Origin of the sequence: Streptomyces odontotermitis, from assembly GCF_050510915.1 — a bacterium.
In the GTDB taxonomy this organism is placed as follows: domain Bacteria; phylum Actinomycetota; class Actinomycetes; order Streptomycetales; family Streptomycetaceae; genus Streptomyces.
Genome location: NZ_JBNJLS010000014.1, coordinates 181,005 through 192,668, shown reverse-complemented (window position 1 = coordinate 192,668; position 11,664 = coordinate 181,005). Strand labels below are relative to the sequence as shown.

Annotated in this window: 8 protein-coding genes; 5 read left to right on the top strand and 3 right to left on the bottom strand. The window is 72.8% G+C overall.

Translation table 11 applies throughout. From position 1 onward, the window contains the following. Positions 1–3 precede the first annotated feature (3 nt). On the bottom strand, positions 4–735 hold the full coding sequence (locus ACQB60_RS31310) for a sulfotransferase-like domain-containing protein (RefSeq protein WP_496929468.1): 732 nt from the start codon (positions 733–735) through the stop codon (positions 4–6). A gap of 276 nt (positions 736–1,011) precedes the next feature. Between ACQB60_RS31310 and ACQB60_RS31305 the strand changes: the two genes are divergently transcribed. From ACQB60_RS31305 to ACQB60_RS31285, 5 genes are read left to right on the top strand one after another with little or no spacing between them, the layout of a single operon-like run. Further along, the gene (locus tag ACQB60_RS31305) at positions 1,012–1,890 is read left to right on the top strand and encodes a RimK family alpha-L-glutamate ligase (protein ID WP_496929467.1); all 879 of its coding nucleotides are present in this window, start codon (positions 1,012–1,014) and stop codon (positions 1,888–1,890) included. Further along, a complete protein-coding gene (locus ACQB60_RS31300; protein ID WP_496929466.1) occupies positions 1,887–3,011 on the top strand; it encodes a M20/M25/M40 family metallo-hydrolase in 1,125 nt (374 codons plus the stop codon). The genes ACQB60_RS31305 and ACQB60_RS31300 overlap by 4 nt, the downstream gene beginning before the upstream one ends. Positions 3,012–3,016: 5 nt before the next feature. Next, the gene (locus ACQB60_RS31295; RefSeq protein ID WP_496929502.1) at positions 3,017–7,084 is read left to right on the top strand and encodes a non-ribosomal peptide synthetase; all 4,068 of its coding nucleotides are present in this window, start codon (positions 3,017–3,019) and stop codon (positions 7,082–7,084) included. A 10-nt stretch (positions 7,085–7,094) separates the two neighbouring features. Next, positions 7,095–8,246: an acyl-CoA dehydrogenase family protein gene (locus ACQB60_RS31290; protein WP_496929465.1), complete on the top strand. Its 1,152-nt coding sequence runs from the start codon at positions 7,095–7,097 to the stop codon at positions 8,244–8,246. Position 8,247: 1 nt separating this feature from the next. Then, positions 8,248–9,303 (top strand): acyl-CoA dehydrogenase family protein, encoded by a 1,056-nt coding sequence (locus ACQB60_RS31285; RefSeq protein ID WP_496929464.1) that lies wholly within the window; start codon positions 8,248–8,250, stop codon positions 9,301–9,303. A gap of 64 nt (positions 9,304–9,367) precedes the next feature. Here the strand turns inward: ACQB60_RS31285 and ACQB60_RS31280 are convergent, their stop codons facing one another. Together ACQB60_RS31280 and ACQB60_RS31275 are read right to left on the bottom strand one after the other, a co-directional pair. Continuing rightward, entirely contained in the window at positions 9,368–10,087 is a 720-nt protein-coding gene (locus ACQB60_RS31280; RefSeq protein ID WP_496929463.1) for a response regulator, read from the bottom strand. A 412-nt stretch (positions 10,088–10,499) separates the two neighbouring features. Further along, positions 10,500–11,540, bottom strand: a complete 1,041-nt coding sequence (locus ACQB60_RS31275) for an inosamine-phosphate amidinotransferase 1 (RefSeq protein WP_496929462.1) — start codon at positions 11,538–11,540, stop codon at positions 10,500–10,502. Positions 11,541–11,664 lie beyond the last annotated feature (124 nt).

Genomic DNA, 11,664 nt, shown 5'->3' with positions numbered 1-11,664 from the left:
CGGTCACGGCCGAAGAGCGACGGCGCGCAACTGCTCGTAGTAGGGCAGGTGGTGTTCGAGGTGGGCCCGCAGCACCGGGTCCGCGGCGACCGCCTCGGCCCGCCCGCTCGTACCGCGCTCGAAGCCGCCGGTCCTGCTCGTCGACGCGTGCCACCTGCTGGTCGCCCGCCATTCCGTCCGCATGCCCGGCTGCCAGGTCAGGGCGTCCGGGCGGAAGGGGATGCCCACGGCCTCGCAGTACGCGCGCACGGTGTCGGCCGGCCGGTCGAGGAGGTCGTCGGAGTCGATGACGACCGGGGTGGTGCCGGTGGCGGCCCGTACGGCGGTGAAGATCTCGTGCAGCCGGGCGAAGCCGATCTCGTCGCGGCCCAGGTCCGGCTTGAGCGCATGGTGCGAGGCGATGGCCTCGGCCGGGTGCCGGAGGATGAAGGTGTGGGTCGCGGCCGTGAGGAAGGCCCGGTCCGCGAGGAGCTCCGGGTAGCGGAAGTCCGTGGTGTCCTTGAAGAAGACCGGCTGTTCCGTTGCGAGAGCGCGCAGTTGAGCGAGGACGTCCTGCTCGCTGTGCACGACCCGGTCGGCGACCTTCGCCTCGCCGAAGTCGGTCACTTGGGAGAACGGCTCGTGCACGACGACGTGGTCGCCGCGCTCCGCCATCATCCGTGCGAAAGCGGTGGAACGGGAACGCGGGGCGCTCCACAGTGCGAGCACCGGTATCCGCTGTGGTGTGTTTCCCACGGTTTCCCCTTTCTCGGGAACGACCGGATCGCGGTCGGGCGGAAAGAACGCGGTGAACTGTCGCGCCAGGTATGCGGATTCCGTCAAGCGTGGCACGGGCGGCATCCCGGACGGGTAATCGAAATAAGCAGTCGCAGCGGCGGAAGGTCGACGTGATGTGTCCCCGCACCTGCGTTTTCCGCGGACGCACGGCAAGCCGGGGTGTCCGTAACGTCCTTTCGACGTGGCAGGCCGGTTGTTCCCTCCGGTCACCAGTGGTCCTACGACGGAGGTCACGTGTCAGCGGCAGCAGATCACTCGGGCGGCGGCCGGGTCGCCGTACTCGCCAGCAGGGTCGGCGCGGACGAGAAGCGGCTCTTCGACGCACTCGACCGGCGCCGTGTCCCCTTCGACCACCTCGACACGCGCCGCCAGTGGTTCCCGGCCGAGCGCGGTGCCCCGTCGGGCCGTCTCGTGCTGAACCGGGAGATCGGCCAGGTCCGCGCGGCGTACGCGGCCCGCTGTCTGGCCGCCGCCGGGGCCGAGGTGCTCAACAGCGCGGACGCGACCGATGTGTGCGGTGACAAGTGGCGCACCACGATGGCATTGCAGGCGGCCGGGCTGCCCACGCCGCGCACCGCGCTCGGCCTCACCCCGGACGCCGCGCTGGAGGCACTGGACCACATCGGCTACCCGGCGCTGATCAAACCGCTGGTCGGCTCGTGGGGCCGGCTCGTGGTGCCGCTGCCCGACCGGACCGCCGCGGAAGGGGTCCTCGAGTACGCCGCCGCGCTGTCCGGACCGCAGTCGCACCTCGGGTACGTACAGGAGCTGATCGACAAGCCCGACAGGGACATCAGGGCGATCGTGGTCGGCGGTGACCTCGTCGGCGCCGTCTACCGGACCGGTGAGTCGTGGCGCACCAACGTGGCGCTCGGCGGGCAGGCCCGGCCGTGCGAGCCGACACCGGAGATCACCAAGTTCTCGGTCGCCGCCGCTGCCGCCGTCGGCGCCGACATCGCGGGGGTCGACCTGATCGAGGACCGCGACGGCCGGCTCCTGGTCCTGGAGGTCAACCACCGGGTCGAGTTCACCGGATTCCAGTCCGCGCTCGCCGGCCGCGTCGATGTCGCCGACCGCATCGTCGACCACCTCCTTGAGCGGGGGCAGCGATGAACCCGGCCCGCACGTCGTCGGGCGAGGTCACCGAGACCTACGCCGTCGGGCTGCTGCGCGGGATGCTGGAGATCTGCTCCTCGTCGTACCAGGAGCGCGCACTCGCCGACTTCTTGGCCGACACGATGACGGCCCTGGGATTCCGGGCGCACATCGACCCGGTGGGCAACGTCATCGGCGTGATCGAGCACGGTGACGGTCCGACCCTGATGCTCCTCGGGCACCTGGACACGGTCCCGGGACAGATCCCGGTCCGGTCCGAGGACGGCAGGCTCTACGGCCGCGGCGCCGTGGACGCGAAGGGTCCGCTCGCGGCGATGATCTGCGCCGCGGCCGGTGCGGTGGACTTCCCCGGCCGGATCGTGGTCGTCGGCGTCGTCGAGGAGGAGACCCCCGCCTCGCGCGGGGCGATGGCGGTCCGGGCCACCCACGACCGGCCGGACGCACTGATCATCGGCGAACCGAGCGGCTGGTCCGGGGTGGTGCTCGGCTACAAGGGCAAGCTCGACCTGCGCTACACCGTCACGCGCCCGGCCACGCACCCCACCCACCCGGAGCCGAAGGCCGCCGAACTCGCCGTCGCATGCTGGGACGTGCTGGCCGCTCTGCTCGGCCCCGACGCGAGCCATGAAGCGTTCGACCGGCCCGGCGCGACCCTGTGCCGGGTCAACGGCGACATGACCACGGCAACGGCGGACCTCAGCATCCGCATCCCGCCGGGGTTCGACGTCGACGGCCTGGTGCGCGGGCTGCGCGACCGGCTGCCGGCCGGCCGTCTCGAGGTGCTGAACGCGGTGACGGCCTGCCGGGTGGGCCGGGCCGACCCCGTGGTCCGCGCGCTGGTGTCCGGCGTCCGGCGGCTGCACGCCGAGCCGCGGCTCGTGGTGAAGACGGCCACCTCGGACATGAACACCCTCGCCGAGGTCTGGGACGTCCCGATGGCGACGTACGGGCCGGGCGACAGCGGCCTCGACCACTCCGACAGCGAGCACATCGTGCTCTCGGACTACCTGCGCGGCATCGACGTGCTGTCCCTCGCCATCGCGGAGTTGGCGCACCTGCCCGTCCGCCCGGACGACGCGGCGGCCACGGCTCCGCCGGCCGAAAGGAGCCCCAGGTGACCGGCATGTCCGAGCGTCTCGCGGCGCTGCCCCCGCAGCGCCGCGCGCAGTTCCTCGCACGGCTGCGCCGGCAGGCGCACGCCGCGCGGCGGCGCGGCCCGGTGCCGCGCGGCGACACGGGTCCCGCGCCGCTGTCGCACGCGCAGCAGACCCTGCGGTTCCTCGACGGCCCGATGCCGGCGGGCTCGGCCGCCGGTCTGCCGCTGTGCCTGCGGCTGCGGGGCGGCCTCGACGCGCGTGCGCTGCGCTCGGCACTGGCCTCGGTCGTGGCGAGGCACGAGGCGCTGCGGACCGCCATCGTGCGGCGCGAGGGCGCCACCTTGCAGGTGGTCGCTCCCGCGGTCCCGGTCGAGCTGCCGGTGACCGAGGTGGCGGGCGCGGATCACGGGCAGCGGCTCGCCGCCGCGCGCGCGAGGGTGCGCAGCCGGGCCGCGGTCCCCCTCGACCCGGGCCGGACGCCGGTGTGGCGCGCGGAGTTGATCAGAGTGGAGCCGGACGACCACCTGTTCCTGTTCGAGGTGCCCCAGCTGCTGTGCGACGCGGCGTCGCAGCGCGTCCTGACCCGTGAACTCGCCTCGGCCTACCGGTCGTTGCGCGAGGGCCCCGCTCCGCTGCCGCCCGAACTCCCGGTGCAGTACCCGGACTTCGCGGCGTGGCAGCACGACCGGCTCGACAGCGGCGCCCTCGACCAGCTGGCCGCGTACTGGCGGGACAGGCTGGCGGGCGTCGAGGTGCTGGAGTTCCCGACCGACCGTCCCCGCGGCGAGACCCGGACCTTCGGCGGCGCCAGCGGCGACTTCACCGTCGGGCACGAGGGCCTGGAGCGGGCGGCGGAGCTGGCCGGGCAGGAGGGCGTACGCCCGTACGACGTGCTCGTCGCCGCGTTCTGCACGCTGCTGCACCGGTACTGCGGCCTCGACGACCTGGTGATCGGCTCGCCGGACACGGACCGGCGCCACGACGCCCTGTCGTCGGTGATCGGGCTCTTCACGGAGCTGCGGGTGCTGCGCGCGGACGTCTCCGGCGACCCGACCTTCCGCGAACTGGTCCGGCGGGTCGCACGGGTGGCACGCGAGGCGTACGAGCACGGCGGCCTGCCCTTCGACGAGCTGGTCGACGCGGTGGACCCGGTCCTCGACCCGTCGCGCTCCCCCCTCTGCCAGATCGTGTTCGGCACGGACGGCGAGCCGGCGGACACCGGGGCCGACGTGCCGGGCCTCACCGTCTCGCGGGAGTTCCCGCCCGCCGCCACCTCCCGGTTCGACATGAGCTGGACGCTGACGGAGCGGGGGGCGCCCGGCGCTGACGCGCCGTTGCGCATCGACTTCAACACCGACCTGTTCGACGCCGGGAGCATCGCCACGTTCGCCCGCCACTACGACGGGCTGCTGCACACCCTGACCGCCGCCCCGGACGCCCCGCTGTCCGCCGCGCGGATGCTGAGCCCGGCCGACGAGCGGTTCCTCGCCGAGGCCGCCCAGGGTCCGGTGCGGCCGGTCCGCGCATCCACCGTCGTGGCGGAGTTCGAGGCACGCGTCCAGGAGGCTCCCGACAGCGTGGCCGTCGTCGTCGCGGGCGTCGAGACCAGCTACGCCGGGCTCAACGCCCGCGCCAACCGGCTCGCCGCCCTGCTGCGCGGGCGCGGTGTCGGGCCCGGCGACCGGATCGGGCTGTGTCTGCGCCGGAACGTGGACGTGCCGACCGCGATCCTCGCCGTCCTCAAGACCGGTGCGGCCTATGTGCCGCTCGACCCGGCGCACCCCGCCGGACGGGTCGCGGAGATCGCCGACGACGCGGGGGTACGCGCGGTGATCGCGCACGCCGAGGCGGGCAAGACCGTGAGCGAGGTCGGCGCACCCGTCGTGACGCTGGACGACGTCCGCGCGGAACTGGCGGCGATGCCCGGCCACAACCCTCCCCCGGCGGCGCGGCCCGACGACGTCGCGTACGTCATCTACACCTCCGGCAGCACCGGCAAGCCCAAGGGCGTGCTGCTCGAGCACCGCGGCGTGGTCAACTTCATCGACTCCACCCGGGACTTGTTCGAGCTGACCCCGGGCGACCGGGTGCTCGGGTTCGCCTCGGTGACCTTCGACGTCTCCGTGTTCGAGACGTTCTCGGCGCTGCTGACCGGGGCGCGCCTGTGTCTGGCGACCGACGACGAGCGGCTGTCCATCGACCGGCTGCAGTCACTGATGGAACAGGCCCGTATCACCGTCATCGACCTGCCGCCGACCGTGATGCCGCTGCTGACGCCCGAGAAGTTCACCGACCTGCGGATCGCGTTCGTCGGCGGCGAGGCGTTCAGCGGCGAACTGGTCAACCGGTGGAACCCGGGCCGCCGCCTCTTCAACGGATACGGGCCGACCGAGTGCACGGTGACGATGATCGTCGAGGAGTGCACCGGCACCTGGGACACCTCTCCGCCGATCGGCCTGCCCATGGCCAACCACGTGGCGCACGTCCTCGACCGCGAGCTGCGCCCCGTGCCGGTCGGCGTGCCCGGTGAGCTGGTGATCGGCGGTGCCGGGCTCGCACGCGGCTATCTCGACCGGGACGAGCTGACCGCGGAGAAGTTCATCCCCGACCCGTTCGGCACCGCGCCCGGCGGCCGGCTGTACCGGACCGGGGACCTGGTGAAGCGGCTGGCCGACGGCCGCCTCGTCTTCCAGGGCCGCCTCGACCAGCAGGTCAAGATCCGCGGCCTGCGGATCGAACTCGGCGAGGTGGAGTCGGCGTTGACGGGCTTCGAGGGCATGGGGCCGGTCAGCGTACGGGCATGGGCCGACGACTCCGGTGACAAGCACCTGGTCGGCTATCTGACCGGCGTCACCGAGGAGCAGGTGCCGTCGGTGCGCGAGCACGCGGGCACGCTCCTGCCCTCGTACATGATCCCGTCGTACTTCGTGGTCCTCGACGTGCTGCCGCTCACCAGCAGCGGCAAGGTCGACTGGCGCAGACTGCCCGCGCCCGACCCGGGCCGTGGCGGCGAAGGACCCGGCGACGAGACGCTCACCGCGACGGAGCGCCGCCTGCTGCACGACGTGGTCGCCCCCCTGCTGCACGGTCACCGGCCCGGTGTGCACGACGACTTCTTCCTGGCGGGCGGCAACAGCCTGCAGGCCGCACAGCTCATGTCGGCGCTGCGGCGCAGGTTCGGGGTGGAGGTCGCGCTCGGCGACTTCTTCGTCTCGCCCACCGTCGCGCACCTGGCCGCCGTCATCGACTCGGCGCGTGCCGCACAGAGCGGTGACGGTGACGGTGACGACGGCGACAGCGACGGCGACCGGGCGCCGGTGGTGATGCGGCGGTCCGGCCCGGCGCAGGTGATCCTGCTGCACCCCTCGGGCGGCGAACTGTTCTGCTACGTACCGCTCGTGAAGGAGATCCGCGAGGACATCACCGTGAGCGGGTTCACCGCCGATCCACGGGACGCCGCCCTGCCCGCACCGGGCGGCCTGGAGGCGGCCGCCGCCCGGATCGCACGGTCCCTGACCGCGCACGGCCTGCCCGCGTCGTCCTGCCTGGCGGGCTGGTCCTACGGCGGCGTCCTCGCCTTCGAGGTCGCCCGCCGGATCGAGCGGGCCACCGGACAGCTGCCCCCGGTGGTCCTGCTGGACTCCGCCTACGACGAGGACACGGTGCCGCTCGACGAACCGACGGTGCGGCAGCGCTTCGTGCACGACGTCGCCAGGCTCGCGGGACACGACGGCCCGGCGGTGCGCGCGGTCCTCGACGACCCGGCCACCGCGGCGACCGGACTCAAGGCGGCCCTCACCGGACTCGGCGTCCAACTGGAGCTCACCGAACAGGAGTTGACCGCACGCTACGAGACGTTCCGGGCCTGCGCCCTGTCGATGCAGGCGTACCGGCCGCCGGGCCCGTACGGCGGTCCGGTCACCGTGGTGACGGCCCGCTCCACGTCCGCGCACCTCGCCGTGGAGGAGCAGTGGCGCAGCGTGTGCACGGGCCCGTTCCGGGCCGAGACCGTGCCCGGCGACCACTACACGCTGTTCACGGAGCCGGCGCTGGGCCGGATCGTCGCCGCGATCGAAGAGACGCTCGCCCCCTGAGGAGACGCACATGCGGTTCGGATTCACCGAGGAACAACAGCGGTTCCGGGCGGACGTGCGCACGGCTCTGCGCTCGCCCGAGGTGCGGGCCGCGGCGGCCGCGGCCACTCCCGCGTACGGCGTCGAGCCGGACCAGCGGCCGCTGTACCGACTGCTGGGCGGGCTCGGTCTGCTCGCGGTGCACTGGCCCGCCGAGTTCGGCGGCGCGGGGCGTCCGCTCACCGACGCCGCGATCGTCGCCGAGGAGCTGGTGCGCGCGGACGTGCCGGACACGCTGCACGTCAACACCATCCAGATCATCGGCCAGTTCCTGCTGATGGCGGGGAGCGACAAGCAGAAGCAGCGGCACCTGCCCGCGCTGGCCCGCGGTGAGCGTTTCGGCTCGGTCCTCTACACCGAACCGGACGCCGGTTCGGACCTGGGCGCGCTGCGCACCGTGGCCGAGCCGGACGGCGACGGCTACCGCATCACCGGCACGAAGGTGTTCAGCCTCAAGTCCCGCTTCGTCGACCTCGGCCTGTGTGCGGCCCGCACGACGCCGGACGCCGGGAAGTACCAGGGCATCAGCCTGTTCCTGGTCGGCATGGACGCCCCCGGGGTGACGGTGTCGGTGATTCCCAGCGTCAGCGACGAGCAGTTCCACCGGGTCGACCTCGACGCGGTGCCGGTGTCCGGCGACGACCTGCTCGGGCCGCGGGACCAGGGATGGCCGCTGCTCAACGAGGCACTGGCCATCGAACGCACCGGCCTCGACTACTACTTGAAGGCGGAGCACTGGCTGGAGGCCGCGCTCGCGACGCTGGTCGAGGGCGAGCCGGACTCCCCGCACGACGCGCACCTCGAACAGCTCGGCCGCTTCCACGGTGCGCTCCGCGCCGACCACGTGCTCGCCTGGGAGGTGCTCACCGGCCTCGCGTCCGAGCAGGTCGACCCGGTCGCAGCCGCCGTGGCCAAGTACCACAGCAGCGAACTCGCCCAGAGTGTCGCGGCGTGGGCCGCCGACCTGCCGAGCCCCGCGCAGCGCGCGGGCCGCACCGGTGCGGCCCGCACCCTGGACTCGGCCCGCCGGGAGGCGCCGGGGCTCACCCTGTCGGCGGGGACGTCCGAGGTGATGCTGCAGATCATGGCCGCCGCGTTCGACGCCATCGAACAGGAGCACTGACATGGACCTCACCCCCGACCCGCTGGTCGCACAGCTGCGCAAGGCGCTGCGCACGGGCCTTGACGGCGTCCCGGCCCGAACCGGCGTGCACGGCACGCCCGTCGACGACGGAGCCTTCGGCCCGGCCCGTACGGTGCTCGACGACCTGGGTGCGGCCGACTTCGAGCGGCCGGCCGATGCCGGCGGTCTCGGGCTCGGCCTGCCGGCCGGGGTGCTCGTCAGCGAGGAACTGGGCCGGGCGGCGTGCGGCAACGCCTACCGGGCCGACGCGTTGGCGGCCGACGTGGGCGGCCCGGCGGGCGCGGCGCTGGCCGGGCTCGAAGCGCTGCCGGTCGGTGGCGGGGTCACCGCGGCCCGGCGTGCGGGCGGCTGGGAGCTGACGGGCACGGCCACGGTCGACGACGCGGAGCCCGGGCCACTCCTGGTGGCCGCGAGCGCGGACGGTGAGCCGGTGCTCTTCGCGGTGGCGCGCGACGCGCCCGGCCGCACCGTGGAGTCCGCGTGCTGGCCGCCGGCCGTCCGGTTCGAGGCGACGCCGGTCACCGGAGCCGATGTGGTCTGCGCCCTGGACGGCTCGCCCACCGGGCCGCTCGCGCGGGCGCGGGTGCGGCAGGCCGCGTATCTGCTGGGCATCGCCTCCGGCGCGCACCGGCGTGCGGTGCGCTACGCCGGATTCCGGCGGCAGTTCGGGACCAGGCTGCGCGAGCTGCCCGCTGTCTCCTTCCAACTGGCGCGTGCCGAGGTGGCGTTGAGGGCGACGCGGGCGGCGGTGTACCAGGGCGCGTGGCTGATCGACTCGGCGCCCGACGAGGTCGGCACCGCGCCGCTCGTGGCGCTGGCGTCGGCCGCGGAGAACACGCGCGACGTGGTGCGGATGTGTATGCAGAGCTGCGGGGTGCGGGCGATGACGGCGGAGCTCGGGCTGCACCGGTACGTCCGGCTCGCCGCGGCCGAGGCCACCCGGTACGGCGACCCGGCCGCGCTGTGGCGGGAGGTCGGCGCCGCGCGCCTCAGCGCGATCAGGGACACCGCGACGGCGTCGGCCCGTCCGCGGTGAGAGGCGCCGTAAGAGGCACGGTGAGAGGCGCGGTGAGAGGCACGGTGAGAGGCGTGGTGAGAGGTCAGCCCACGCGCAGGTCCACCCGCTGTCCGGACCGCTCGTCGTCGTCGGCGGCGGCGGTTCCGGACAGCGGGACGAGTCCTGACCGGTAGGCCAGGGACACGAGTTCGGCGCGGTCGCGGACGCCCAGCTTGGTCCGCACCCGGTAGAGGTGCGTGCGGACCGTGGCCTCGCCGATGACCAGGTCGCGGGCCACCTCCTCGGTGGACATGCCGCGGGCCACCATCTGCGTGATCTCCCGTTCCCGCGGGGTCAGTTCGGTCACCTCTGGACACGGTGCGGGCTCCCCCGGGTCCGGCAGCGCACGGAACCAGGTGACCAGCCGGTGCGCCACGTTCGGCGCGAGCATGGTCTGCCCCGCGGCGGCCGCCCGGATCGCGGTGATCAGCTCCTGCGGGCTCGCGTCCTTGCCGAGCAGACAGCTCGCACCGGCGTGCAGCACGTCGCTCACCGTCTTGTCGGCGTCGCACGCGGAGAACACCACGACCCGCAGCGGCATCTCCTCCTTGCCGAGTCGGCGGATCATGTCGAGACCGGAGATGGTCTGCAGATTCAGGTCGGTGACCACGACGTCCGGCCGTGTGGTGCGCACGAGGACGATGGCCTCCATGCCGTTGTCGGTCGTGCCGATCACGTCGATGTCGGGCACCGCGTCGAGCAGGGTCCGCAGACCGTCCCCGATGACCGGAAGTTCGTCACAGATGAGCACCCGAATGGTCATTGTGTTCCGCCTCGACAGGGATGCGACGTGTGGATGAGCCAGAGGTCACGAGCAGAAGGGCGCCAACGTCCGCAGACGTTGACGCCCCTGGTAGTACGCCGGGTTGTCGGTGCGCTCTGGATGCCCTGGGTTCCCTGGGTTCTCTGGGTTCTCTGGATTCCCTGGGTGTTCTCGCGCGACCGCCAGAAGCCCGCCCTGCGACGGCCGGTGACACTCGGCCGGAGCCCGCCCGCGCGCGGTCCTGTCCTGTGTGCTGCGCAAGGCTGTCTCCCTCCGCTGGGCTCCGTCAGGCCCCAAGGCCCACCGACCGGACGACCATAGGGGCGGGCCGGTGGACGGAGACAGGGTGCGCAGCGGCACGGGGGGCGACTTCGCCGACTTCGACGAGTCGCCGGTCGCGCGCCACCGGCATCTACCGGTAGTCGGCGAGCCCGCCCGAGCGGCGTACGTCGAGCGTCACGCAGTGGAATCCGCCGCCGAGCGTCCTGGAGTGGGTGAGCTGCGACGGAATCACCTCGACGCCGTGGCTCTCCAGGACCCGGATGAGTCCCGTCTGCCGCTTGTCCACGATGGCCTTTCCGGGCGCGACCACCAGGAAGTTCATCCCGATCCACACCGAGGACTTCGGGTGGTCGCCGACGAAACCGGTGTCCACGAGGTCCGGGCAGACGATCCGGTCCCAACCGCGCAGGAACTCCGGCATGTTGGCGTCGTTGACCCGCGACGGGTTCACCAGCACGAGGCCGGGCCGCAGCGGCACGATCGTCGAGTCGATGTGCGTGGACGTGTACAGGCCCTCGCAGGCGTGGACGGTGTACTGGTCGCCGAGCGCCGACTGCAGCCAGCGCGCGCCCATCATGTTGCCGCTGTCCGAGACCTGGTAGAGCAGGTCCGAGCCGAACCGGAGGACGTTCGCCGCGTCGAAGGCGGGCTCCAGGTTCTGCAGCCGCTTGCCGGGGGCCGCGCTCGGCTCGTACATGTCGTCGGTCAGCTGGGGCTTGGGCGCCGAGAGCCAGCGCGCGCCGCTTTCGAGGTACTCGCGGAACAGGTCCTTGTAGGCGAATCCCTCGAGCCACCGGGCGCGCAGCACCATCGGCGACTCGATGATCGACGTGCCGACCGCGAGGAACCCGTCGCGGGGGCAGTAGTCGTAGAAGCCGTCCGTGCTCCAGTCCGGGGTGGACACGAGCGACTTGTGGTCGCGCCCGCCGGGCCGCCGCACCGTGACGCCGAGTCCGGTGAGCAGCTCCACCAGCTCCTCCAGCTCGGCCTCGGTCTCCTCGACCACCTGAGAGGGATACGGGCCTGCCGGAATCTGCTGCGGGTCACCTATGTCGGGGAACTCCGTGGCGAGCAGGCTCCGGTCCACGATGGGCATCCGGGCGCCCTCCATGGTCCCGACGACGATCTCCTCCAGCGGATCCCATTCCGTGTGCACGTCGACCAGGCTCATCAGCTTGTCTGCCCCTCTCGTGTCGGGCGTTCGAGATCGATTTCAGCGTGGCACGGGCAGGGTTCACCGCGAGGTAAGCGGGATGCTCAGCCGAGGAGGCGAAGGTCCACAGGATGTGTCCCCG

Coding starts and splice junctions, on each gene's coding strand:
- ACQB60_RS31275 (WP_496929462.1), bottom strand. CDS start 11,540: ATGAGCCTGGTCGACGTGCACACGGAATGGGATCCGCTGGAGGAGATC.
- ACQB60_RS31295 (WP_496929502.1), top strand. CDS start 3,017: ATGTCCGAGCGTCTCGCGGCGCTGCCCCCGCAGCGCCGCGCGCAGTTC.
- ACQB60_RS31300 (WP_496929466.1), top strand. CDS start 1,887: ATGAACCCGGCCCGCACGTCGTCGGGCGAGGTCACCGAGACCTACGCC.
- ACQB60_RS31280 (WP_496929463.1), bottom strand. CDS start 10,087: ATGACCATTCGGGTGCTCATCTGTGACGAACTTCCGGTCATCGGGGAC.
- ACQB60_RS31285 (WP_496929464.1), top strand. CDS start 8,248: ATGGACCTCACCCCCGACCCGCTGGTCGCACAGCTGCGCAAGGCGCTG.
- ACQB60_RS31290 (WP_496929465.1), top strand. CDS start 7,095: ATGCGGTTCGGATTCACCGAGGAACAACAGCGGTTCCGGGCGGACGTG.